Source organism: Saccharopolyspora terrae, assembly GCF_004348435.1.
In the GTDB taxonomy this organism is placed as follows: domain Bacteria; phylum Actinomycetota; class Actinomycetes; order Mycobacteriales; family Pseudonocardiaceae; genus Saccharopolyspora; species Saccharopolyspora endophytica.
Map to the genome: position 1 here is coordinate 1 of NZ_SMKS01000081.1, position 23,412 is coordinate 23,412.

Annotated in this window: 23 protein-coding genes; 9 read left to right on the forward strand and 14 right to left on the reverse strand. The window is 71.2% G+C overall.

Translation table 11 applies throughout. The features are described from left to right. Positions 1-156: 156 nt before the first annotated feature. Positions 157-1,029 carry an SDR family oxidoreductase gene (locus E1181_RS27820; protein WP_132679319.1) on the reverse strand — a complete coding sequence of 291 codons (873 nt, stop codon included), beginning with the start codon at positions 1,027-1,029 and terminating at the stop codon, positions 157-159. A 145-nt stretch (positions 1,030-1,174) separates the two neighbouring features. Beyond that, positions 1,175-1,708 carry a DUF305 domain-containing protein gene (locus E1181_RS27825; protein ID WP_132679321.1) on the reverse strand — a complete coding sequence of 178 codons (534 nt, stop codon included), beginning with the start codon at positions 1,706-1,708 and terminating at the stop codon, positions 1,175-1,177. A gap of 367 nt (positions 1,709-2,075) precedes the next feature. Between E1181_RS27825 and ctaD the strand changes: the two genes are divergently transcribed. The 3 genes from ctaD (at position 2,076) to E1181_RS27840 (ending at position 6,267) form a co-directional block, all read left to right on the forward strand. Further along, positions 2,076-3,866, forward strand: coding sequence for an aa3-type cytochrome oxidase subunit I (ctaD, locus tag E1181_RS27830; RefSeq protein WP_235877099.1), 1,791 nt, complete (start codon positions 2,076-2,078; stop codon positions 3,864-3,866). A gap of 352 nt (positions 3,867-4,218) precedes the next feature. Beyond that, the gene (gene serB, locus E1181_RS27835; protein ID WP_132679323.1) at positions 4,219-5,445 is read left to right on the forward strand and encodes a phosphoserine phosphatase SerB; all 1,227 of its coding nucleotides are present in this window, start codon (positions 4,219-4,221) and stop codon (positions 5,443-5,445) included. 54 nt (positions 5,446-5,499) lie between these two features. Next, positions 5,500-6,267 carry an aminoacyl-tRNA hydrolase gene (locus E1181_RS27840; protein WP_235877100.1) on the forward strand — a complete coding sequence of 256 codons (768 nt, stop codon included), beginning with the start codon at positions 5,500-5,502 and terminating at the stop codon, positions 6,265-6,267. A gap of 203 nt (positions 6,268-6,470) precedes the next feature. Here the strand turns inward: E1181_RS27840 and E1181_RS27845 are convergent, their stop codons facing one another. From E1181_RS27845 to E1181_RS27880, 8 genes are all read right to left on the reverse strand, one after another. Next, on the reverse strand, positions 6,471-7,076 hold the full coding sequence (locus E1181_RS27845; protein WP_132679325.1) for an energy-coupling factor transporter transmembrane component T family protein: 606 nt from the start codon (positions 7,074-7,076) through the stop codon (positions 6,471-6,473). Continuing rightward, positions 7,073-7,747 (reverse strand): energy-coupling factor ABC transporter ATP-binding protein, encoded by a 675-nt coding sequence (locus E1181_RS27850; RefSeq protein WP_132679327.1) that lies wholly within the window; start codon positions 7,745-7,747, stop codon positions 7,073-7,075. The genes E1181_RS27845 and E1181_RS27850 overlap by 4 nt, the downstream gene beginning before the upstream one ends. Further along, on the reverse strand, positions 7,744-8,844 hold the full coding sequence (locus tag E1181_RS27855) for a thiolase family protein (RefSeq protein WP_207922355.1): 1,101 nt from the start codon (positions 8,842-8,844) through the stop codon (positions 7,744-7,746). Before E1181_RS27855 ends, E1181_RS27850 begins: the two co-directional genes overlap by 4 nt. A gap of 5 nt (positions 8,845-8,849) precedes the next feature. Then, the gene (locus E1181_RS27860) at positions 8,850-10,154 is read right to left on the reverse strand and encodes an AMP-binding protein (RefSeq protein ID WP_132679331.1); all 1,305 of its coding nucleotides are present in this window, start codon (positions 10,152-10,154) and stop codon (positions 8,850-8,852) included. Continuing rightward, positions 10,126-10,704: a biotin transporter BioY gene (locus tag E1181_RS27865; protein WP_132679333.1), complete on the reverse strand. Its 579-nt coding sequence runs from the start codon at positions 10,702-10,704 to the stop codon at positions 10,126-10,128. Before E1181_RS27865 ends, E1181_RS27860 begins: the two co-directional genes overlap by 29 nt. Before the next feature lie 93 nt (positions 10,705-10,797). Further along, positions 10,798-12,951, reverse strand: coding sequence for an ATP-dependent DNA helicase (locus E1181_RS27870; protein ID WP_408010809.1), 2,154 nt, complete (start codon positions 12,949-12,951; stop codon positions 10,798-10,800). Positions 12,952-12,986: 35 nt separating this feature from the next. After that, the gene (locus E1181_RS27875; protein WP_132679335.1) at positions 12,987-13,559 is read right to left on the reverse strand and encodes an isochorismatase family protein; all 573 of its coding nucleotides are present in this window, start codon (positions 13,557-13,559) and stop codon (positions 12,987-12,989) included. Positions 13,560-13,605: 46 nt separating this feature from the next. Beyond that, positions 13,606-14,898, reverse strand: coding sequence for a nicotinate phosphoribosyltransferase (locus E1181_RS27880; RefSeq protein ID WP_408010811.1), 1,293 nt, complete (start codon positions 14,896-14,898; stop codon positions 13,606-13,608). A 108-nt stretch (positions 14,899-15,006) separates the two neighbouring features. Here E1181_RS27880 and clpS point away from each other — a divergent pair, with 108 nt between their 5' ends. Continuing rightward, positions 15,007-15,300: an ATP-dependent Clp protease adapter ClpS gene (clpS, locus tag E1181_RS27885; protein WP_132625503.1), complete on the forward strand. Its 294-nt coding sequence runs from the start codon at positions 15,007-15,009 to the stop codon at positions 15,298-15,300. Next, a complete protein-coding gene (locus tag E1181_RS27890) occupies positions 15,301-15,864 on the forward strand; it encodes a DUF2017 domain-containing protein (protein ID WP_132679338.1) in 564 nt (187 codons plus the stop codon). 61 nt (positions 15,865-15,925) lie between these two features. Here the strand turns inward: E1181_RS27890 and E1181_RS27895 are convergent, their stop codons facing one another. The 4 genes from E1181_RS27895 to E1181_RS27910 are packed head-to-tail and all read right to left on the reverse strand — an operon-like array spanning position 15,926 to position 20,160. Then, a complete protein-coding gene (locus tag E1181_RS27895) occupies positions 15,926-16,819 on the reverse strand; it encodes a TAXI family TRAP transporter solute-binding subunit (protein WP_132679340.1) in 894 nt (297 codons plus the stop codon). Then, positions 16,819-18,165: a sensor histidine kinase gene (locus E1181_RS27900; RefSeq protein ID WP_132679342.1), complete on the reverse strand. Its 1,347-nt coding sequence runs from the start codon at positions 18,163-18,165 to the stop codon at positions 16,819-16,821. The genes E1181_RS27895 and E1181_RS27900 overlap by 1 nt, the downstream gene beginning before the upstream one ends. Beyond that, complete coding sequence (locus E1181_RS27905) at positions 18,158-18,820, reverse strand: response regulator transcription factor (protein WP_132679344.1); 663 nt, start codon at positions 18,818-18,820, stop codon at positions 18,158-18,160. Before E1181_RS27905 ends, E1181_RS27900 begins: the two co-directional genes overlap by 8 nt. Before the next feature lie 41 nt (positions 18,821-18,861). Beyond that, on the reverse strand, positions 18,862-20,160 hold the full coding sequence (locus E1181_RS27910) for an MFS transporter (RefSeq protein WP_132679346.1): 1,299 nt from the start codon (positions 20,158-20,160) through the stop codon (positions 18,862-18,864). A 114-nt stretch (positions 20,161-20,274) separates the two neighbouring features. Between E1181_RS27910 and E1181_RS27915 the strand changes: the two genes are divergently transcribed. The 4 genes from E1181_RS27915 to E1181_RS27930 all read left to right on the forward strand — a co-directional run bounded on the left by E1181_RS27915 (position 20,275) and on the right by E1181_RS27930 (position 23,176). After that, the gene (locus E1181_RS27915; RefSeq protein ID WP_132679348.1) at positions 20,275-21,306 is read left to right on the forward strand and encodes a P1 family peptidase; all 1,032 of its coding nucleotides are present in this window, start codon (positions 20,275-20,277) and stop codon (positions 21,304-21,306) included. Positions 21,307-21,408: 102 nt separating this feature from the next. Continuing rightward, entirely contained in the window at positions 21,409-21,864 is a 456-nt protein-coding gene (locus tag E1181_RS27920; RefSeq protein WP_132679350.1) for a Mov34/MPN/PAD-1 family protein, read from the forward strand. Between the two features lie 68 nt (positions 21,865-21,932). Next, complete coding sequence (locus E1181_RS27925; protein ID WP_132679352.1) at positions 21,933-22,211, forward strand: MoaD family protein; 279 nt, start codon at positions 21,933-21,935, stop codon at positions 22,209-22,211. Positions 22,212-22,225: 14 nt separating this feature from the next. Further along, complete coding sequence (locus E1181_RS27930; RefSeq protein ID WP_132679354.1) at positions 22,226-23,176, forward strand: PLP-dependent cysteine synthase family protein; 951 nt, start codon at positions 22,226-22,228, stop codon at positions 23,174-23,176. Positions 23,177-23,412: the final 236 nt, after the last annotated feature.

Consider the following 23,412-nt stretch of genomic DNA (forward strand, 5'->3'; position numbering starts at 1 on the left):
TGCCCGTCTCGGTCAGCGGAGCGTTACGGTGACACACGAGGACCTCCTGGTGATCGGTGCAGATTGTGGTGATCCACACCGAACCCGGAGGTCCTCACTCATTCCAAGATCATCCGACCCCGTGTCACCCGTTCACAACCTCCCAAGGCACTACACCTAGGCGTTGAGCTTCTGGTTTCGCTCGCTCATGTACCTGCCGAGGTCGCGGACTTCTTGTTCCAGTTGCGGGATGAGCTTGATCAGCTGGCGCCGCATGAACAGCTCCACCAGCGCCGAACCCGGCAGGTTGCGCAGCCAGTGCATGAGCATGACGCCGCGGGGGACGTAGACGCGGCGCTTGCGGCGCTCGACGGCGTTGGCGAAGGCCCGCGCGCACGCGTCCGGGGTGGTGATCGCGCGCATCGGCCACGGCAGGCGCTTGCGCATCTCGGTGAAGGTCTTGAGGTCGTCGGCGACCTCGCGCACCAGGTCGGTGTCGATCCACGACGGGTGCGCCGAGCCCACCGACACGCCGAGGTGCAGCACCTCCATGCGCAGCGCCGACGCGAACGCCTCGGACGCGGCTTTGCTCGCGGTGTAGGCGGCCATGCCGCCGATCGGGGCGAACGCCGACAAGGAGGACACCACCAGCAGGTAGCCCTTGCTCGCGGCCAGCTCCGGCATCACCGCGCGGGCGGTGTGGAACACGCCGTTGACGTTGACGTCCATGGTCTTGAGGAAGCCGCGCGGGTCGCTCTCCCGGATGCTGCCCAGCGGCGCGATGCCCGCGTTGGCGATGGCGACGTCGATGCGGCCGAACTTCGCGGTGGCGGCGTCGACGGCGGCCTGCAGCGAGTCGGGGTCCGTGACATCCGCTTCGGCCCAGAAGTGGCCTTCGCCGAGCTCGGCGGTGACCTTGGCCAGTTCTTCGGGCTCCAGGCCGACCAGGGCGAGCTTGGCGCCGCGCTTGGCGAGCTCGCGCGCGGTCTCGGCGCCGATACCCCTGGCGCCTCCCGTGATCAGGACGACCTTGCCGGACACGTTCGGCATCTGCTCTCCCTCGAGTCAGCCCGCTTATCTACTCCACAGTAGCTTACTTGCGGTAGCTTACTCCCGGTAGGTTGCAGCGGGAAGACCCGAAGAAAAAGGCACCCGCGACGCATCGCGGGTGCCCTTCCTGGAACGAGGCGGAGGCTCAGGCCAGCGCGTTGAGCTTCGCGGTGATCTCCTGCTGCTCGGTCACGAGCTCGGTGGCGAGCTCGGAGAGCTCGGCGTCGCTCTGAGCCGACTTGGCCAGCGTCGCGGACTCGTTGACCAGGGTCAGCACCTTCTGCTTCCACTGCGCGTCGAAGGCCGGACCGCTCAGCGCCGACAGCGAGGCGTCCGCGGACTCGGTGTGCGCGGCGCCGCCCCCGTGCTGCTGGAGCTCGGCGATCTGCTCGGCCGCCGACTTCTGGAGCTCCGCCGCGACCTCCTTGGCCTGCGGGCTGGACGCCTTGGTGACGCCCAGCTCGGCCAGCGCCAGCACCTGCTGGCGGTTGCTCAGCAGCTGAGCGGCCGGGCCGCTCGCGCCGTGCTCACCGGTCGAGGCCTGGCCGGCCATCTTCGGCGCGTCGGCGGGCGGGGTGCCCGGGGCCGGCGGCTGGTTGCTGTCGTACTCGGCCGGTGTGCAGCCCGCGAGTGCGATACCGCCGACCAGCACAGCGCCGATGATCGTGCTCTTCCGCACGTGCTTCCCCTCCAGGATCTGGTGGACGTCGTCCCAGGGCTGCCCTGTGCGAACGCAGGCGGGCTGCCGGACCTGTTGCCACGTAGGTTATCTGTCCGCCTCGTGGGCGGTTCGCCCGACGTCTTCCTGGTCGCCGTGTGTCTGATGGATCTCACCGCGGGTGACGATCGAGGGCGCGATGAATAGGGTGGCTACGGCCCGGCCGAACTCCGGCCGGACCCCGGGACTAGTATCCGCAGTCGGCGGCATTGCGACCGGCTCCCCGGCAGGGCTCCTGCCGGGCCTCGCATGCGGTCACCGACCCAACCCGGGTCGGGGCGGATCCGTCCGGGTCCGAGAAGGCTTCAAAGGGAGTGCAGGAGGCACCGTGACGGCCGTCGCGCCACAGCCGATCGCCACGCGCCCCTATCCGGTGCGCAAAACGGTTAAGGGGTCGTTCCTGGCGCGGATGTTCCGCACCACGGACCACAAGCAGATCGGCATCCTCTACCTGGTCACCTCGATCGCGTTCTTCCTGGTCGGCGGCCTCATGGCGATGCTGATCCGCGGCGAGCTGGCCGTTCCGGGACTTCAGTTCCTGTCGCAGGAGCAGTACAACCAGCTGTTCACCATGCACGGCACGATCATGCTGCTGCTGTACGCGACCCCGATCCTGTTCGGCTTCGCGAACTACATCCTTCCGCTGCAGATCGGCTCGCCGGACGTCGCGTTCCCGCGGCTGAATGCGTTCGGTTACTGGCTCTACCTGTTCGGCGGCCTCATGGTCGTCAGCGGCTTCCTGCTGCCGGGCGGTGCGGCCGACTTCGGTTGGTTCGCCTACACCCCGCTGTCGGACGCGCTGCACTCGCCGGGACACGGCGCGGACATGTGGATCGCCGGTCTGGCCGTCTCCGGTCTGGGCACGATCCTCGGTGCGGTCAACATGCTGACCACCGTGGTCTGCCTGCGCGCGCCGGGCATGACGATGTTCCGGATGCCGATCTTCACCTGGAACATCATGGTCACCAGCGTGCTGATCCTGATGGCGTTCCCGATCCTGACCGCCGCGCTGTTCGGCCTCATGGCCGACCGCCACCTGGGCGCCCACGTCTTCGACCCGGCCAACGGCGGCGTCATCCTGTGGCAGCACCTGTTCTGGTTCTTCGGGCACCCCGAGGTCTACATCGTCGCGCTGCCGTTCTTCGGCATCGTCTCGGAGATCTTCCCGGTGTTCAGCCGCAAGCCGCTGTTCGGCTACTCGGGCCTGGTCTACGCGACCCTGGGCATCGCCGCGCTGTCCGTCGTCGTGTGGGCGCACCACATGTACGCCACCGGCGCCGTGCTGCTGCCGTTCTTCGCGTTCACCACGTTCCTGATCGCGGTCCCGACCGGTGTGAAGTTCTTCAACTGGATCGGCACCATGTGGAAGGGGCAGCTGACCTTCGAAACGCCGATGATCTTCAGCGTCGGCTTCCTGGTCACCTTCCTCTTCGGTGGTCTCACCGGTGTCCTGCTGGCCATGCCGCCGGTCGACTTCCACGTCTCGGACACCTACTTCGTGGTCGCGCACTTCCACTACGTGCTCTACGGCACGATCGTGTTCGCCACCTTCGCCGGCATCTACTTCTGGTTCCCGAAGATGACGGGCCGGATGATGGACGAGCGGCTCGGCAAGCTGCACTTCTGGTTGACCTTCATCGGCTTCCACGGCACGTTCCTGGTCCAGCACTGGCTGGGCAACGAGGGCATGCCGCGCCGGTACGCCGACTACCTGGAGTCCGACGGCTTCACCGCGCTGAACACGATCTCCACGATCGGCGCGTTCATCCTGGGCGCCTCGATGCTCCCGTTCATCTACAACATCTTCAAGAGCTACCGGTACGGCGAGGTCGCCGAGGTCGACGACCCGTGGGGCTACGGCAACTCGCTGGAGTGGGCGACCTCCTGCCCGCCGCCGCGGCACAACTTCAAGGAGCTGCCGCGGATCCGCTCCGAGCGCCCGGCGTTCGAGCTGCACTACCCGCACATCTCCGAGCGGATGCGGCTCGAGGCGCACCTGTCCCTCACCGGCAAGACCTTGGCGCACAAGCACGAGGAAGGCGCTGGCGGTACCGCCACCCTGACTCAGCCGCCCAAGACCAAGGACGACTCGGACCGGGACGACACCACCGAGAAGTGACCTCGTCGATAGCCCCGAACGGCACGGTTGTGCCAGGGTGGGGCTAGCTCGACGGCGAGCCCCGGCGGGCCAAGTGCCTGCCGGGGCTCGTTGCGTTTTTTCCGAGGGTGAGGTGAATGGCGAACGTAGCGGTGCGGGTAGCGGAACCTGAAGGCTTCCGTGGACTCCGTGCGCCACTCCTTATGTATGCCAATACACGGCGTCGCGGCGTACTCGCCACGAAAGCCTTCAGAACCCGCGGCGGTGCGAGCTGCTCGGGTGGTGAAGGAGAAAGCGGCTTCGCCGCTTGACCACAGCCGTTTCCACACCCTTTGAGTCCACCTTTCTCGGTTAGAGAGGAACTTTCGCAGTCGTGAGCTCTCATGCGACCACCGTGTTGATCACCGTTACCGGCAAGGACAAGCCCGGTGTCACGTCCGTGCTCTTCGCCGCCCTGACACGCCACGGCGTGGACATCGTCGACGTGGAGCAGGTGGTGATCCGCGGCCGCCTCGTGCTCGGCGTGCTGGTGTCCACCGAGAACGATCCGGAGAGGCTGCAGGAGGCCGTCGAACAGGCGATGGCGACGGTCGGCATGGTCGTCGACGTCGAGATCGGCGCGGAGGACATCGACGCGGCCAAGCTCGGCTCCACGCACGCCGTCGTCGTGCTCGGGCAGCCGGTGACCGCCCGCAACTTCGGCGACGTGTCCCGGGCCCTGGCCGAGATCAACGTCAACATCGACTCCATCCGCCGCGTCGCCGACTACCCGGTGACCGGGCTCGAACTGCAGGTCACGGCCCCGGACGCGGAGGACGACGGCGAGCTCACCGAGGCGATGGCCGCACTGGCCGCCAGCACCGGCGTCGACCTCGCCGTCGAGCGCACCGGCCTGTCCCGCCGGGCCAAGCGGCTGGTGGTCTTCGACGTCGACTCCACGCTCATCCAGGGCGAGGTCATCGAGATGCTCGCCCGCCGCGCCGACTGCGAGGCCCAGGTCCGCGAGGTCACCGAGCGCGCCATGCGCGGTGAGCTGGACTTCGCCGAGTCGCTGCGCCAGCGGGTCGCGGTCCTGGAAGGGCTGCCCGCCACCGTCCTCGACGAGGTGGCCGCCGAGCTGGAGCTCACGCCCGGTGCGCGGACCACGATCCGCACGCTGCGCAGGCTCGGCTTCCACACCGGGGTCGTCTCCGGCGGGTTCACGCAGATCATCGACCAGCTGGTGGACGAGCTGGGGATGGACTTCAGCGCGGCCAACGAGCTGGAGGTCGTCGACGGCAAGCTCACCGGCCGGGTCATCGGCGAGATCGTCGACCGGCCCGGCAAGGCCAAGGCGCTCCGCCAGTTCGCCGAGTCCTTCGGCGTTCCCGCCGCGCAGTGCGTGGCCGTCGGTGACGGTGCCAACGACATCGACATGCTCACCGCCGCCGGGCTCGGCGTCGCGTTCAACGCCAAGCCGGCGCTGCGCGAGGTCGCCGACACCGCGCTGTCGTACCCGTTCCTGGACACGGTGCTGTTCGTGCTGGGCGTGACGCGCGCCGAGATCGAGTCCGCCGACGCCGAGGACGGCGTCCTGCGACGGGTGCCACTCGACCAGTGATTCCGGAACACCTGCGGCGTGGCGGGAGTTGAGCAGATCGTGTTGCCCCTATCCGTGCTCGACCCGCTCCTCTCCCGCTACGCCCAGTGGCTCGCGCTGCCGGGCGAAGCCACCGCCGACACCTCGGACGAGGATCCCGACGACGTCGTGCTGATGCCGATGGTGCTGCGCATCGAGCGCCGCGAACCCCCGGCCCGCACGGCGCTGCTGGAGGCCGCCGCCGCTGCCGCGCTCGCCGTCTGCCTCGACGAGCGCTGCGCTCCCGAGGGGGAGTGGCACGAGGCGATGCACGGCTGGATCTCCGGTCGCATCCGCAAGGTCACCCGCCGCGCCCGGGGCGCGCACTGGGAGGCGGTGCAGGCGCTGCCCGGCATCACCGTCGAGGTCGACGGGGCCGAGGTCCGCGCGCTGCTGCCGATGCGGGTCGCGGACATGCCCAAGGAGCTCAGCCGCCTGCAGATCTCGGGCAGCGAACTCGAACCCGACGAGCCGGGCCCGATCCGGTCCGGCGTCCCGGTCCTGTGGCTCAACCCCGACGTCCCCATGAGCGCGGGCAAATCCGCAGCTCAGGTCGGTCACGCCACGATGATCCTGGCGGCCCAGCTGCACGGCGAGGGCCTCGACGCGGACCTGGAGCGCTGGGCGGCCGACGGCTACCCCTGCGCGGTCCGCCAGGCGTCCCCCGAGACCTGGGCCGACCTCCACCCCGGCGACGACCCCGAGACGGCCTGGCGCAAGTCCCGGGTCGCCATGGTCAGAGACGCGGGCTTCACCGAAGTAGATCCGGGCACCGTCACGGTCCTGGCCCGGTGGCCGGTGTGACCGGGTGCACCCCCTGCCGAACTTCCTCCTGGGCAGCGGAGCATCGATCTCCCGGGTCGAGAAGACCGCTTCTGAGCGGAGCACGCGTGCAAGGCGAGCCCGTTCGGGGAATGGGATTCGAATTTCGCGCGAAATTCGAGTGGCAAAGTTCGGGTTCCAATTTCGCGCGAAATTCGAATCCCAGCTCGGAGCGGGAGGGGCGGTCAGTCGTCGCCGAGGCCTCGGGCTGCTAGAGCTTCTCCGAGGTCGTCGGCGTGGCGGAGGGTTCGCACCAGGAAGGGGATGGCGAAGGCGGGGAGGGAGCGGTCGGCGCCCCTCGCTCGCTGGGCTTCGCGGACCTGGGTGGCGATCGTGGACAGGGCTGCGATCGCTTGGACCGTCAGACCGACCAGGAGCCCGACTCGTTCCGGGCGCACGCCGAACCGGGCGAACGGGCTCAGCGCTCGTTCCACCGAGGTGACCAGGTCGTCGACCCTGGTGACCAGGGTGAACAGGTTCGCCGCGGCGAGGGTGGCCAGCAGCCGGAGGCTGATCGTCTCGGCGCGGGCGAGGTCGAGCATCCACCACTGGAGGGCGAAGACGATCGCGACCAGCGGGATCAGGAACCGGCCGATCTGCCAGACCCGGCGCAGCGGGATCCGCCCGACCGCGTAGCCGCCGACCGCCGCCAGCACGCACACCACCAGCGACACCGGGGCGCTCAGGACGAACGTGACGATCGCGAAGACCAGCAGCGCCAGCAGCTTCCAGCCCGCGCCGAAGCGGTGGAGCGGGCTGGTCCCCGGCTCGTAGAGGCCCAGCGGGTTCACCCGATCAGCTCCCGGTAGAAGCCGACCGCCGCGTCCGGGACGTCGTCGGCGACGACCCGCCCGCGGTCCAGGACGATGACGCGGTCGAAACCGGCGAGCAGGTCGAGGTCGTGGGTGACCAGCACGACCTGCTGCTCCAGCCCGGACAGCACCTCGGCGAAGTGCCGCTTGTTGCGCAGGTCCAGCAGGGTCGTCGGCTCGTCGCAGACCAGGACGTCGGGTTCCAGCACGAGCATCGAGCACAGCGCGAGCAGCTGCTTCTGCCCGCCGGAGAGCTGGTGCGCGGGATGCTCGGCGTAGCCCTCCAGCCCGTGCCGGGCCAGCATCTCGACCGCGCGCTGCTGCCGCTCCGCCTTGGACAGGCCCTGCTTGCGCAGCGAGAACGCGACGTCCTCACCGGCGGTCGGCATGACGATCTGGCTGTCGGGGTGGGTGAAGACGAACCCGACGCGGCGCCGGACCTCGCGGCCGTTGCGGGTCACGTCGAGACCGTCGACGAGCACCCGGCCCCGGCTCGGGCGCACCAGGCCGTTGACCATCCGGGCGAGCGTGGACTTGCCGGAACCGTTGGCGCCGACGAACGCCACCCGTCGCTCGGGCAGCCGCAGGTCCACGCCGTCCAGCACCGCGCGCCCGTCGTAGCTGTGCCCGACGCCTTCGAACTCGATCAACCGACTCGCTCCCACATCGTCGCCACGCCCAGCCCGCCGCCGGAGGACAGCGCGGCCATGCCGATCCGCGGCCCGTCCTGCCGGACCATCCGGCTGAACAACCGGACCACCAGCACCGCGCCCGACGCGCCCCACGGGTGCCCGAGCGCGATCGCGCCGCCGTCCGGTCCGGCCAGCTCGTCGTCGAGGCCGGCCGCGTCCAGGCACGCGAGGGCCTGACCGGCGAACGCCTCGTTGAACTCGACGACCTCCGGGGTGCGCCGCTCGCACAGCGCGCGCATCGCGGGCACCGCGCCCAGCCCGAGCCGGTTCGGATCCACGCCCGAGGTCCGCCAGCCGATCAGCCGCAGCCCCGGCACCCCCAGTTTCGCGCGCTGCTCCTCGCTGGTGACCAGCACCGCCGCGGCACCGTCGCTGATGCCGCAGGAGTTCGCGGCCGTCGCCGTCCCGTCGGGGGTGAAGGCCGGGCGGAACCGGGCCAGGCGCTCCGGGGTGAAGCCCCGGCGGGGGCGTTCGTCGCCGGTCGCGGAGCCGATCGGCACCAGCTCGGCGTCGAAGCGACCCGCGTCCTGGGCCGCGACGGCGCGCGCGTGGCTGCGGGCGGCGAAGGCGTCCTGGCGCTCCCGGCCGATGCCGGCTTCGGCGGCGACCAGGTCGGCGGCCGGTCCCATGTCGGGATCGCCGATGTCGGCGGGGGCGAACGGGGCGCGCTGGTAGAAGCGCGGCGGCTCCGTCGCGTTCCTCGGGCGCCACGCCCGCCACGGCGCGGTCGACGGGCTCTCCACGCCTCCTGCCAGGAAGAACTCGTCGCCGGAGACCATCGAGGCGGCGGTGGTGATGGCCGACAGCCCGCTGGCGCACTGGCGGTCGATCGTCATGCCCGGGGTCGCCTCGCCGAGTCCGGCGCGCAGCGCGGCCACCCGGGCGGGATTGCCACCGGGCCCGAGGACGTTGCCCAGCAGCACGTCGTCGACGCGCTCGATCCCGGCGTCGTCGAGGACCGCGCGCAGCACCGGGGCCGCGAGCCGGTCGGCCTCGACGTTGCGGAGGAGACCGCCCGCCTCGCCGATGGGGGAGCGGCGGGCCGCGATGATCACCGGTTTCACAGCTGCTCCCCGCTGCTCAGCCGCTCGGCGATCACCGCGCGGGCGGGCTTGCCGGACGCCGTGCGGGGCAGCGCGCGAACGGTCAGCCAGCGGCGCGGGCGCTCGGCGGGGTGCAGCTTCCTCCGGGCGTGGGCGCGCAGGTCGGGCAGCCGCGCGTCGCCCTCGACGATCGCGGTGATCAGCGATCCGAAGCGCGGATGCGGGGTGGCGGCGACGACCACGTCCAGCACGCCCTCGACCTCGCGGAGGACCGACTCCACGGCCTCGACCGCGACCAACCGGGCTCCGGTGTCGATCACCGCGCCCGCGCGACCCAGGATCTCCAGCGAGCCGTCGGGATGCTGAACGGCCTGGTCACCGGTCCAGTCCGTGGAGGCGGGGACGAGCTCGCCGTGTTTCAGGTAGCCGTCGAAGGCGAGGTCGGAGCGGACCAGCAGGCGCCCGCCGAGGACCCCGACGTCGACCACCGGCATGAGCCGCTCGTCGTGGCGGACGGCGATCAGCGACTGCTCGGCCGAACCGTAGTACTCGACCAGCCGGCAGCCCGGAAGCGCCTTCGCCAGGCGCTCCGCCAACGCGGGATCGAGCTTCGCACCACCGCACACCACCACCCGCAGCGCGCAGCGCGACCGCAGCAGCGGATCGTGCTCCAGCACGGCCAGCAGCGCCGACAGCTGGGCCGGGACCAGGTGGACCACGGTCGCCTCGCACGTGGCCTCGGCGGCCGCCGACGCCGACCAGCGGCCCAGCAGGCGCAGGTCAGCGCCGCCGTTGAGGGCGTGCAGGGCGCCGAACAGGAACAGCGACGAGCTCAGCGGGCCGGGGATCAGCACCCGGTCGGCGGGTTCCAGCGGCAGGCCGAGAGCGGGGAAGCTGCGCAGCCACGAACCCCGGGACCGGGCCAGCACCTTCGGCCGGCCCGTGGTCCCCGAGGACGTGGGCAGGTAGAACCACGTCGACTCGTCGCCCACCGGCACCTCGGTGCCCAGGTCCTCGCCCGGGGGCGCGTCGGCGTCGAGGAACACGTCCGGGCGAGCGTCGTCCAGCACCGCGTCGAGGTCCGGCCAGTCCGGATCGACCAGCAGCGACGCGCATCCGGCCAGGTCAGCGCCCAGGAAGTGGAACAGCCGGGCCGTCTCGTCCGATCCGGAGATCGCCACCCGCGAGCCCGGCGGCAGCCGCCGCGCGACCCGGTGCGCGGCCGAGGTCAGCTCCGGTCCGGTCAGGTCACCGACTCGCGAGGTGAGTTCGCGCCCGAGGATCGGCAGCACGTCAGCCCTCGGCCGGCCGCCGCGCCGCACCCGCCAGCGCCTGCGGGACCGCGCGGTGGACGGCCACCGCCACCAGCGACACCGCCACCAGCTTCACCGCATCGCCGGGCAGGAACACCAGCGACTGCACCGCCGCCGACGGCAGATCACCGATCATCAGGCCCCAGTAGGGGATGCCGATCAGGTAGTCGGCGGCCACGCCCGCGAGGTTCGCCAGCAGCAGCACCGGGAGCCCCGGCTTCGCCGCGCGCTGCACGATCAGGCCCACGACCAGCGCGGACAGGATCCAGCCCAGCAGGAAGCCACCGCTCGGGCCCAGGAACGGGGCGATGCCACCGCGCCCGCCGGACAGCAGCGGCAGGCCGATCGCGGTCAGCGCCACGAACAGCAGCACCGACGCGGTGCCGCGCCGGGCGCCGAGGATGCTGCCCGCCAGCAGCGGTCCGGCGTTCTGCAGGACGACCGGCACCGCGGCGCCGGCGAGGTAGAAGCCGGGGAAGATCCCGAGCACGGCGATGAAGGCGGCGAACACCACGGTGCGCGCGAGGTTCGCGGCTGGCGAGGACGGGCGTTCGGACACGGCAGCGCTCCCAGGGGGTCGAGGGGGACCGGATGAAAGTACCCGCAGTCGAGCGCGCGGAGGGAGCGACTGTGGGCAGTTTTACCCGCTCGGTCAGCCCGAGGTGAGGCGCTTGAGCGCGCCCCGGACCACGTCGGGGTCGTGGGTGGTCCAGAACGGCGGGAGCGACGCCCGGAGGAAACCGCCGTAGCGGGCCGTGGCCAGGCGCGGGTCCAGGACCGCGATGACGCCCCGGTCGTTCGGCGACCGCAGCAGCCGGCCGGCGCCCTGGGCCAGCAGCAGCGCCGCGTGCGTCCCGGCGACGGTGAGGAACCCGTTGCCGCCGTGCTCGGAGATCCGCTGCTGGCGAGCCGAGGCCAGCGGGTCGTCGGGCCGGGGGAACGGGATGCGGTCCATGATCACCAGCTGCAGCGAGTCGCCCGGCACGTCCACGCCCTGCCACAGCGACAGGGTCCCGAACAGCGAGGTCTCCGGGTCCTCGGCGAAGCGCTTGACCAGCAGCGCCGTCGTGTCGTCGCCCTGGCACAGCACCGGCGTGGACAGCCGCTTGCGCAGCTCCTCGCTCGCCTGCTCGGCGGCGCGGCGGGACGAGAACAAGCCCAGCGTGCGGCCGCCCGCGGCCTGCACGAGCTCGGTGATCTCGTCGAGGACCTGCGGTGGGAGTCCGTCGCGGCCCGGCGGGGGCAGGTGGCGGGCGATGTAGAGGATGCCGCTGCGCTGGTGCTCGAACGGCGAACCGACGTCCATCCCGGTCCACTTCAGCGTGCCGCCGTCCGAGGGGGCCTCCTTCGCGGTGGCCATCCCGGCCGCGGACTCGACCTGCTGCTGCGGCGGCAGGCCCCACTGGCGGGCCAGCGTGTCGAACGATCCGCCCAGCGACAGCGTCGCCGAGGTCAGCACCGTCGTGCGCTGGCCGAACAGCCGGTCGCGCAGCAGCCCGCCGACGCCGATCGGCGCCACCCGCACGGCCTTGGGCCGGTTCGGCTCGTGGGAGACCCACACGACGTCGTGCTGCTGCGCCTCGTCGAAGGCCTCCAGCAGCCGGACCGCCGTGTCGTGCACGTCCTCGGTGAGCGCGTGCGCGAGCTTGCGGGCGGTGCTGCCCTCGACGTCCTCCTTGCGCTCCGGGCCGAGCGCCGAGATGCACGCCCACGCGGAGTCGCGGACCACGGTCACCGCGTGGCCGAGGGCTTCGGGAAGCTCCTCCAACCGGCCCTGCGCGGAGTCCTCGAGGACCAGTTCCAGTCCTTCGGCGGCCTCGTCGAGGCGGTCGGCGGTCTCCTCGTCGATGGCACGGCCGCAGCGCCGCGCGGCCAGCTTCACCGCGCTCGCGGTGAGTTCGCCGGTGGCGGCGGAGGTGACCCGGTCCACCAGGTCGTGGGCCTCGTCGACCAGCACCACGTCGTGCTCGGGCAGCACCGGGCGGTCGTCGAGGGCGTCGATGGCCAGCAGCGCGTGGTTGGTGACCACGATGTCCGCGCGACCGGCCGTGGCGCGGGCGCGCTCGGCGAAGCAGTCGGTGCCGACCGGGCAGCGGTGCACGCCCAGGCATTCCTTCGCGGTGACCGACAGCTGCCGCCACGCCTGATCGGTCACGCCCGGGACCAGCTCGTCGCGGTCACCGGTCTCGGTCTCGGTCGCCCACTCCTGCACCCGCTGCACCTGGCGTTCCAGCGCGGAGGCGGCGAAGGCGTCGAACAGCGCGTCCTCGTCCGGCTCCGACGGCGCGTTGCCGTGGATGCGGTTCAGGCACAGGTAGTTGCGGCGTCCCTTGAGGATCGCGAACGTCGGCTTGCGGCCCAGGGTTTCGGCCAGCGCGTCCGACAGCCGAGGCAGGTCGCGGTCGACCAGCTGGCGCTGCAGCGCGATCGTCGCGGTCGACACGACCACGGTCGTGCCGTCGGCCACCGCGTGCCGGATCGCCGGGACCAGGTAGGCCAGCGACTTGCCGGTGCCGGTCCCCGCCTGCACGGCGAGGTGCTCACCGGTGGTGATGGTGCGCTCCACGGCCTCGGCCATCTGCGCCTGACCTTCGCGCGGCACGCCGCCGACGGCGGCCACGGCGACCTCCATCAGGGTCGCGAGGTCGGGGATGTCCTCGCGGGCTCTGCCCAGCGGCAGCGAGGGCTCTTCGGAGTCGGCCCGGTTCGCGCGCTCCAGGTCGGCGACGATCTCCGGTGGGAGCTCGTCGGCGTCATCGGACTCGAACGCGACCGGGTCGGACCATCGCGGGACAGAGGTGGGCACCCGGGAAATCTACCGCCGACCCCCGACGCGACGAGTCAGGAGACCACCACGGGTTCTCCCAGGAGGTTCGCTCCTGCTTCGTCGAGCTCGTCGAGGGCCTGCTCGACGGTCGCGCGCGACACGCCGGCGGTGAGCTGGAGGTGAACGGTGGTGTCCAGGCCCGCCTTCAGCGCGTCGAGCGCGGTGGCGCGGACGCAGTGGTCGGTGGCGATGCCGACGACGTCGACCTGGTGCACGTTCCGCTCCCGCAGCCAGGTCAGCAGGCCCAGATCGGTGCGGTCCACGCCCTCGAAACCGGAGTAGCCGTCGCTGTACTGGCCCTTGGAGAACACCGCGGTCACCGGGCTGACGTCCAGTTCCGGGTGGAACGCGGCGCCCGCCGTGCCCGCCACGCAGTGCTTCGGCCAGGAGCGCACGAAGTCCGGGTCGTCGCTGAAGTGGGTTCCCGGGTCGACGTGGTAGTCGCGGGTGGCCACGACGTGCTCGTGCTCGGAGTCGGCCAGGAACTCCGAGATCGCGGCCGCGACCCCGGCGCCGCCGGCGACGGCGAGCGCTCCGCCCTCGCAGAAGTCGTTCTGCACGTCCACGATGATCAACGCCCTGCTCATCGCGCCTCACCTCCTGCGGACCTCGATGCCCGATTCTTTCGCAATGTCAGGCTCCGAGGAAGGTCGTGGGGATGGCGGGTTCGCCGTTGGACAGCTTCAGGCCCTCCCACGGCAAGGTCACCAGGGCGCGGCGCAGGCGTTCGCGGTCCTGCTCCAGCGTCGGCAGGTCGTCGGCGAGCTTGCCGTCGCGGATCAGCGGGATCTGCAGGTGGCGGTCGTGCGGTCCGAGCGTCGGCTCGGCGTTGACGCCGTAGACGAGCTCCTCGACGGCCGTGCCGGTCTCCTTGTAGCGGCGGATCGCGGCCTTGCGGCCACCGCGCGACTCCTTGTGCGAGCTGCGCTTGGCCACCGGCCGGCCGTCGACCTCCACCAGCTTGTAGACCATCTCCGCCGTGGGCGCCCCCGAGCCGGTGACCAGCGACGTTCCGACGCCGTAGCCGTCCACGGGCTCCGCGCGCAGCGAGGCGATGGCGTACTCGTCGAGGTCGCCGGAGACCACGACCCGGGTGTTGGTGGCGCCGAGGCGGTCGAGCTGCTCGCGGGCCTGGCGGGCCAGCACGCCCACGTCACCGGAGTCGATGCGCACCGCGCCCAGGCCGGTCCCGGCGGTCTGCACGGCCAGGTCGATGCCCCGGCTGATGTCGTAGGTGTCGACCAGCAGCGTGGTGCCGGTGCCCAGCGCGGCGACCTGCGACTCGAACGCCGACTGCTCGGAGTCGTGCAGCAGCGTGAAGGCGTGCGCGGCCGTGCCCGCGGTGGGGATGCCGTAGCGGCGCCCGGCCTCCAGGTTGGAGGTGGCGGTGAACCCGGCCAGGTAGGCGATGCGCGCCGCCGAGACCGCGGATTCCTCGTGCGTGCGGCGCGAGCCCATCTCGATGATCCGCCGCCCGTTGGCGGCCGAGACCATGCGCGCGGCAGCGGCGGCGATGGCGCTGTCGTGGTTGAGGATCGACAGCACCACGGTCTCCAGCACGACGGCCTCGGCGAAGGTGCCGCGCACGGTCAGCAGCGGCGAGCCGGGGAAGTACAGCTCGCCCTCCGGGTAGCCGTCGATCTGCCCGCTGAACCGGTAGTCGCGCAGCCACTCCAAGGTGAGGTCGTCGACCACGCCGTGCTCGGCGAGCTGGGCGATCTCGGCTTCGCCGAACCGGAAGTTCTGCACCGCGTCCAGCACACGGCCGATGCCGCCGGTCACGCCGTAGCGGCGCCCGTTGGGCAGCCGCCGGGTGAACACCTCGAACGTGCACTCGCGGTGCGCGGTCCCGTCACGCAGAGCGCTGGCCAACATCGTCAACTCGTAGTGGTCGGTCAGCAGCGCGGTGCTAGAGCTCATGAGCATGAGATTACGTGGTGCATGTGGGGGATCGGCGCGGTGAACCCCGAAGGCTCGTCACGATTTGTTCGTGCGGTGGGCACGGCTGTTATGGGGTCGTGCGACGATGGGGGCATGACCTCGCCCGCTGAAATCGAGCGCGCGCAACTCGAGCAGGACGCCGAAGGCACGACGGACAAGCCGTGGGTGACCGTGGTCTGGAACGACCCGGTCAACCTCATGTCCTATGTGACCTACGTGCTCCAGAAGATCTTCGGGTACTCCCGGGATCACGCTACGAAGTTGATGCTGGACGTGCACCACAAGGGCAAGGCGGTGGTTTCCTCGGGTTCCAAGGAGAAGGTCGAGGGCGATGTGGCGAAGCTGCATTCCGCCGGCTTGTGGGCGACGATGCAGAAGGATTCGTGAGTGGACGGCTGGACCCGCAAGAACGGTCACGTGCAGGCCGAGCTCTCCCAGCAGGAGGCGGCCGTCATCCGCGGCCTGGTCGGGCAGATCAAGGACATGCTCACCGCCCGCGCCGACGAGGCCCCCAAGGATGAGCTCGCCGAGCTGACCGGCATCCGCACCGGACCGTCCACGCCCCCGGAGGACCGGGTGGTCGCGCGGTTGCTGCCCGACTTCTACCGGCGGGACCCGGTCACCGGGGACACCGACGAGGAGGAGACCGACGCCGCCGGCGCGATGCGCTCGCTGCACGAACCGGCGTTGCTGGAGGCCAAGACCGGCGCGGCCCAGCTCGTCCTGGAGACCTGCCCGCCGATGGGCGGCAAGGTCAAGCTCACCAGCGAGCAGGCCGACAACTGGCTGACCGCCCTCAACGACGTCCGCCTGGCGCTGGGCACGGCGCTGGACGTCGAGGACGACATGCCCGACGAGCTGCCCGAGGACGACCTCCGCCGCGAGCACCTCGGCGTCTACCAGTGGCTCACCTGGGTCCAGGACTCCCTCGTGGGAGCCATGCTCGGCTGAGGCCACGAGCTTTCGACGCGGAAGCGCCCGGGGGCGACCGACGTCGCTCCCCGCCGGCGTTCTAGCCGTGGAGGTCGCGGTAGGTCGTCGTGGCGCCGGGGTGGAGGGGGACCTCGCCGGTGCCGATGAGGTTGCGGACGTCCAGGAACTGGGTCCCGACGGTCTCGCGCGGGACCAGGAACGGAGCCCGGCGCACCAGCACCCGCACCACCGCCGCCGCGAGGTCGTCGGGCAGGTTCGGGGTGCAGGCGAGGATGTTCGGGACGCCGATGGTGGCCGTCCCCGAGGTGTTCCGGTACGCGCCCGGGGGCACCTGGAGCTGGTCGCAGACGGGGGTGCAGCGAGCAGCAGCCGCGTTCAGCGGGAGCAGGCGGATCCCGATCCGGTCGTCGAGGGTCTTCAGCAGCGGGGTCGGAAGTCCGCCCGACCACAGGAAAGCCTCGATGCGGCCCTGCTCCAGCGACCGGACCGCCTCCAGCAGCGGGAGCATCTCGGTGCGCAGGTCGGGCCGGTCGGCGAACAGGCGCGCACCCATCAGAGCGGTGCCGGACCGCGGAGCGCCGATGGACACCGAACGCAGCTCGGAGAGGTCGCGGACCGGGGAGTCGGCGGGTACCACGAGCTGCGTGTAGTTCTCGTAGACCCGGCCCACGGCCTGGAGCGGGACGCGCGGCCCGAGCTCTCCGGCGAGGGCGGCGTGCGCGGCGTCGGCCAGCACCATGCCCAGGTCGGCGCGGCCGTCGCGGAGCATCTCCAGGTTGTCCACGCTGCCCTGGCTGGGCAGCACCACCGGGTGCACGTCGGGTTCCGCGGCGGCGATCTCGGCACCGAGCAGCGTGCCGAAAGCCGTGTAGAACCCGCCGGGTTCGCCCGAGGCGATGCGCAGCTCCCGCACCGGCTCGGTGCGTCCGCACGCGGCCAGCAGGCCCAGTCCGAGGAACGCGCGCCGTCGCATCACCGCACCTCCGGCAGGTCGAGGTGCACGGTCAGCCCGTGCGGTCGCGTGCGCGCGATGCGCATCTCGCCGCCGTGCGCGGCGAGCAGCTGCCCGGCGATGGCCAGCCCGAGCCCGCTGCCCCGGCTGCCGCGGTGGTGATCGGCCCGCCAGAAGCGTTGCGCCGCAAGCGAGATCTCGTCGTCGGTCAACCCGGGCCCGGTGTCGGCGACGGTGAGCGTTCGCCCGTCCCAGGTCACCTCGACCGAGGCGCCGGGCGCGTACTTCACCGCGTTGTCCAGCAGGACGTCCAGCACCTGCGCCAGGTCCTCAGTGGACAGCGCCACCCGCGCGGATGCCGCCTCGGGTGCGGTCAGCGAGATCCCGGCGTCCTCGGCGGCGGAGCGCCACGCCTGCACGCGGTCGGCGATCGCCGCCGCCACGTCCCCCGGCTCACCGGACGCCGGTGCCCGGTCGGCGTTGGCCAGCGCCAGCAGCCGGTCCAGCAGCGCTTCCAGCCGGTCGACCTCGCCGACCGTGGAGCGGTAGGTCCGCTCGCCGTCGGGGGTGATGCGCCGCTCCAGCGCGTCGACCCGCAGCCGCAGCGCCGCCATCGGGTTGCGCAGTTGGTGCGAGGCGTCGGCGACCAGGCGTCGCTGCCGCTCGTCGGCCTCGGCCACCGCCTCCGACATGCGGTTGAACGACGCGGCCAGTTCCCGCAGCTCAGGCGGACCCGCGTCGACCGGGACCCGGGAACGCCGGGACCCCGCGCTGATCGCCCGGACCCCGGCGCCCAGGTCGGCCAGCGGCCGCAGCACCCAGCGCGCCAGCACCAGCGCGAGCAGCCCGCACACCACCAGCGCGGTCAGCGCGCCGGACGCGATCAGCGCCCAGTGCGCGGCGATGTCGGCGGTGGCCCGCCGCACGGAGGCCTCCAGCACGACCGCACCGGTCACCCGCGTCCCGTCGCCGACCGGGCGGTAGCGGACCAGCTCCTCCCGCGACCACGGCCGCAGCCACTGCACCGCCCCGGCCGGCTCGTTGCGCAGGGCCTTGTCGATCGATCCGGCCACGTCGACGGCGCGCACCCCGCCGGTCTCCACCACGGGTGCGCGGGCGGCGTCGACGACGACCAGGGGTTCGCCGTAGAGGTCGGTGTAGCGGCGGGCCTCGGCGCGCAGCACGGCGGCGTCACCGGTGCCGAAGGCGTGATCGGCCAGCGCGGCGAAGCGGTCCAGGTCGGCGTTGCGGGCCAGCACCAGCTGCTGGGTGCGCTCGGCGGCGGTGGCGCGCAGCAGCGGCGCGGCGAAGCCGGCCACCGCCAGCACCGAGAACGTCAGCAGCACCAGCAGCAGCCGCTTACGCATCGTCGCCCAGCCGGTAGCCGAAGCCGCGGATGGTCACCAGCAGTTCCGGGCGGTCGAGCTTGGCGCGCAGCTGCGCGATGTGCACGTCCAGCGACCGCGACACCGCCAGGTAGGCGTCGCCCCACACCTCGTCCATCAGCCGCTGCCTGCTCACCGCCGTGCCGGCTTCGGCGGCCAGGATCGCCAGGACGTCGAACTCCTTCGGGGTGAGCTCGACCTCGCGGTCGGCGACCTGCACGCGCCGGGTCCGCAGATCGATCCGCACGTCGGCGACCTCGACCTGATCGGAGCCGGGGGAGGGGCGCCTGCCGCGCCGGACGACGGCCTCGATGCGGGCCAGCAGCTCGGCCATCCGAACGGGTTTGACCAGGTAGTCGTCGGCGCCGGAGCGCAGGCCGCGCACGACCATCCGCTCCTCGCCGCGCGCGGTGAGCACCACGACCGGAACCGGGCCGATGCGCCGGAGCTTGCGCAGCACCTCCAGGCCGTCGGTGTCGGGCAGGCCGAGGTCGAGCAGCACCAGGTCGTGGTCCCGGTGCCGCAGCAGGGCGTCCGAACCGCGGCTGACGCGCGTCGTCCGGTGCCCGTGGGCGTCGAGGACGTCGACGAGCGCGTCAGCCACGCCGTCGTCGTCCTCGACGAGCAGAACCCGCACCGGCCACACCTCCGTGGGCAGAGTATGGCCGGTGCCGGTCATCAGCTCCCCATCCGGGAATCCTTCGACGTCTCCCGCATCCGCAGGTAGACCAGCAGCGAGATCAGCACGCAGCCGGAGACGTAGTAGAAGAACACGCTCTCCATGCCCGCCTGCTTGAGCCAGAGCGCCACGTACTCCGACGTGCCGCCGAAGATCGCCACGGTCAGCGCGTAGGGCAGACCGACGCCGAGGGCGCGGATGTTGGTCGGGAACAGCTCGGCCTTCACGATCGCGTTGATCGAGGTGTAGCCGGTGACGATGACCAGACCGCCCATCATCAGCAGGAACGCCGCGAACGGGTTCTGCGTGCCGCCGAGCACGGTCATCAGCGGGACGGTCAGCAGGGTGCCGCTGACACCGAAGAACATCAGCAGCTTGCGACGTCCGATCCGGTCCGACAGCGCACCCGCCAGCGGCTGGAGGACGCCGAAGGCCAGCAGGGCGAAGAAGTTGATCCACGCGGCCGTGGGCTTGTCGATACCGCCCGTGTTGACCATGTATTTCTGCAGGTAGGTGGTGTAGGTGTAGAACGCCACCGTGCCGCCGAGGGTCAGGCCGACCACCAGCAGGCATTCCCTCGGGTACTGCAGCAGCGCCTTGACCGTGCCCTGCTCGGCACCGGACTCCGACGAAGTCTTGTAGCTCTCGGTCTCGTCCATGCCGCGCCGCAGCCACAGCACGACCAGCGCGCCGACGGCGCCGATGACGAACGGGATCCGCCAGCCCCAGGCATCCATCTGCTCCTCGGCGAGGACCTGCTGCAGGATGATCTGCACGCCCAGCGCGACCAGCTGACCGGACACCAGCGTCACGTACTGGAAGCTGGAGTAGAAACCGCGCTTGCCCTCGGTGGCGACCTCCGACAGGTAGGTCGCGGAGGTCGCGTACTCACCGCCGACCGAGAGGCCCTGCAGCAGGCGAGCCGCCACCAGCAGCAGCGGGGCGGCGAGGCCGATCGAGTCGTAGCCCGGCGTCAGCGCGATGATCAGCGAGCCGAACGCCATCAGCGTCACAGACAGGGTCAGCGCCGCGCGCCTGCCGAAGCGGTCGGCGTAGCGGCCCAGCATCCAGCCGCCCAGCGGGCGCATCAGGAACCCGACGGCGAACACGGCTGCGGTGTTGAGCAGCTGCGCGGTCGAGTCACCCTTCGGGAAGAACGTCGCCGCGAAGTAGACGCTGAACGCCGTGTAGGCGTACCAGTCGTACCACTCGATGAGGTTTCCGATGGAACCTCGCACGACGTTGCCGATCACTCGGCGTTCGGAGCGCACCGCCACGTCGCGGTTTGCAGTCGTCATCTCAGCCTCCAGGTCTTGCGAGCTGAGAAGTGACGATGAACAGGTGGGGACGGCAGGACAACGGTCGGCGGGCTTCCTTTACCTACCGCTAACGTGATCGACAGGAGGTGCGCGATGCCGTTGCAGCCGGGTGAACTGGACGCGCTGGTCGACGTGGAGGGACTGCTGGTGGGCCACGACCAGCGGCTCGACGAGCACTGGGCGACCGGTGCGACCGCCGTGATCGCCCCCGGCGGTGCCACCGCGGCCGTCGACGTGCGCGGGGGAGGGCCGGGCACCCGCGAGACCGACGTGCTCGAACCCAGCCACCTCGTGCAGCGGGTGAACGGCGTGGTGCTCGCGGGCGGCAGCGCCTACGGGCTGGCAGCCGCCGACGGCGCGATGCGCTGGCTCGGCGAGCGCGGCCACGGCGTCCCGGTCGGCGGGCCCGGCCAGGTCGTGCCGGTCGTGCCCGCTGCGGTGATCTTCGACGTGCCGATGAACGACTGGGGCAACCGGCCCGACGCCGACTTCGGCTACCGGGCCTGCGACAACGCCACCCGCACCGAGACCCGGCAGGGCAACGTCGGTGCCGGGACCGGCGCGGTGGTCGGGCCGGTCAAGGGCGGTGTGGGCACCGCCAGCGCCGTGCTGCCCGACGGCACCACCGTCGCCGCGCTGGTCGTGGTCAACGCCGCCGGATCGGCCATCGATCCCGACACCGGACTGCCCTGGAGCGCGACGCCCGGGCTCCGCGCACCCGATTCCCACGAGGTGGAAGCCGCGCGGCCGCGTTACGAGGGGCGACCCGGCCGTAACGGTCCCGTCGACCGGCCGCTCAACACCACCCTCGGCGTCGTGGCCACCGATCTGAAGCTGAGCAAGTCCGAGTGCAGGCGCCTGGCCGTGGCCGGTCACGACGCGCTGGCGCGCGCGGTCCGGCCCGCTCACCTGCTCGTCGACGGCGACACCGTGTTCGGCCTGGCCACGGGCACCGGTCACGCCCTCCCGGAGCCGGGGGAGCCCGGCTGGGCGGCACGATTGGACCAGGTCAGCGCGGTGGCGGCCGAGGTCGTCGAGCGCGCCATCGTGCGCGGGATGCTCGCGGCCGAGCCGGTCGGGGAGGTGACGTGCTACACGCGCCTCTATCCCTCCGCGCGGGAATGAATCATCGTGGAACGTCGTTTGCCGAAACGACGAACCCGCACCGGTTCGCCCGCGTTTTCCAGATGCTGGGAGACCGGTGCCCCACCTACTAGGATGGTTGCTGTGCTGGTGATCCGACGCGACCTCGTGGATGCGATGGTCGCGCATGCCCGACGGGACCACCCGGATGAGGCGTGCGGCGTGATTGCCGGACCGGAAGGGTCCGACCGTCCGGAACGCTTGATCGAAATGATCAACGCCGAGCGTTCGCCCACCTTCTACCGGTTCGACTCCGCCGAGCAGTTGAAGGTGTGGCGGGGCATGGACGCCGCCGATGAAGAGCCGGTGGTCATCTACCACTCGCACACCTCTACCGAGGCCTACCCGTCGCGCACCGACGTCTCCTACGCCTCGGAGCCCAACGCGCACTACGTGCTCGTGTCCACGCGGGACCCGCAGACCCATGAGCTGCGCTCCTACCGCATCCTCGATGGCCAGGTCACCGAGGAGCCGGTGGAGGTCGTGGAGTCGTACATGTTCGCCCACACCGGTAGCGACGAGGTTCCCGACCGCGACTGATCCGCGGCTCGCCCGAAGACCGTTGTTCGCGTTCCCTATGTAGTCCTTTGTGGACAGGAGGATTCCCCATGGCAGTCAACGTTTCCATCCCCACCATCCTGCGGACCCACACCGACGGGCAGAAGTCCGTGGAGGCCAAGGGCGACAACCTCGCCGCGGTGATCGACGACCTCGACGCCAACTACAACGGCCTCAAGGACCGCCTGGTCAAGGAGGGGAACCTGCACCGGTTCGTCAACGTCTACGTCAACGACGAGGACGTCCGCTTCGCCGGTGGGCTGGAGGCCCAGGTCGCCGACGGCGACAACGTCACGATCCTGCCGGCCGTTGCCGGCGGCATGAGCTGACGCGGGAGGACCCCGTGGCTCGATTCGACTCGCTGCTCGACGCGCTGGGTGAGACCCCGCTCGTCGGGCTGCCGCACCTCTCGCCCGCACCCGACGTGCGGTTGTGGGCGAAGCTGGAGGACCGCAACCCGACCGGCTCCATCAAGGACCGGGCGGCGTTGAACATGATCGAGGCCGCCGAGAAGGAAGGCCGGCTCACCACCGGCTGCACCATCCTCGAACCCACCTCGGGCAACACCGGCATCTCGCTGGCCATGGCCGCCAAGCTCAAGGGCTACGGCCTGGTCTGCGTCATGCCGGAGAACACCTCCGAGGAACGGCGCCAGCTGCTGCAGGCGTACGGTGCGCGGATCATCTCCTCGCCCGCGGCCGGCGGGTCGAACCAGGCCGTGGCGATGGCCAAGGAACTGGCCGAGCAGAACCCCGACTGGGTCATGCTCTACCAGTACGGCAACCCCGCCAACGCCGACGCCCACTACCAGGGCACCGGGCCGGAGATCCTGCGGGACCTGCCGAGCATCACGCACTTCGTCGCCGGTCTCGGCACCACCGGGACCCTCGTGGGCGTGGGCCGGTACCTGCACGAGCACAAGCCCGGTGTTCAGGTCGTGGCCGCCGAGCCCCGCTACGGCGAGCTCGTCTACGGGCTGCGGAACCTCGACGAGGGTTTCGTGCCGGAGCTCTACGACCCGGACGTGCTCTCGCGGCGGTTCTCCGTCGGGTCCTACGACGCCCTGCGCCGGACCCGGCAGCTGCTGGAGAACGAAGGCATCTTCGCCGGGATCTCCACCGGCGGGGTCCTGCACGCGGCCCTGACGATCGCCGAGAAGGCGGCCGCAGCCGGGGAGTCCGCGGACATCGCCTTCGTCGTCGCCGACGCCGGCTGGAAGTACCTCTCCACCGGCGCCTACAGCGGCACCATCGACGAAGCGGCCCAACGCCTCGAAGGCCAACTCTGGGCCTGAGCCCCAAGCACGAGAACCCCGCCTCCCCCGAGGAGGCGGGGTTCTTGCTGTTCAGGCTCGGGTGCACACCGCTCGACCCGGAACACCGCAGTAATCAGAACCCGGATTACCGCCGTAATCGGTGACACGAATACGGTCGTAATCCGGACCCTGAATACCGCCGTAATCGGGGACCTGATTACTGCCGTATTCGTGGCACCCCGGAGCCGGAGCGGGGGTTGGAGCGGGGGTGGCGG

Coding starts and splice junctions, on each gene's coding strand:
- E1181_RS27820 (WP_132679319.1), bottom strand. CDS start 1,029: ATGCCGAACGTGTCCGGCAAGGTCGTCCTGATCACGGGAGGCGCCAGG.
- E1181_RS27875 (WP_132679335.1), bottom strand. CDS start 13,559: ATGAGCAGGGCGTTGATCATCGTGGACGTGCAGAACGACTTCTGCGAG.
- E1181_RS27880 (WP_408010811.1), bottom strand. CDS start 14,898: ATGCTCATGAGCTCTAGCACCGCGCTGCTGACCGACCACTACGAGTTG.
- clpS (WP_132625503.1), top strand. CDS start 15,007: ATGACCTCGCCCGCTGAAATCGAGCGCGCGCAACTCGAGCAGGACGCC.
- E1181_RS27895 (WP_132679340.1), bottom strand. CDS start 16,819: ATGCGACGGCGCGCGTTCCTCGGACTGGGCCTGCTGGCCGCGTGCGGA.
- E1181_RS27900 (WP_132679342.1), bottom strand. CDS start 18,165: ATGCGTAAGCGGCTGCTGCTGGTGCTGCTGACGTTCTCGGTGCTGGCG.
- E1181_RS27910 (WP_132679346.1), bottom strand. CDS start 20,160: ATGACGACTGCAAACCGCGACGTGGCGGTGCGCTCCGAACGCCGAGTG.
- E1181_RS27915 (WP_132679348.1), top strand. CDS start 20,275: ATGCCGTTGCAGCCGGGTGAACTGGACGCGCTGGTCGACGTGGAGGGA.
- E1181_RS27925 (WP_132679352.1), top strand. CDS start 21,933: ATGGCAGTCAACGTTTCCATCCCCACCATCCTGCGGACCCACACCGAC.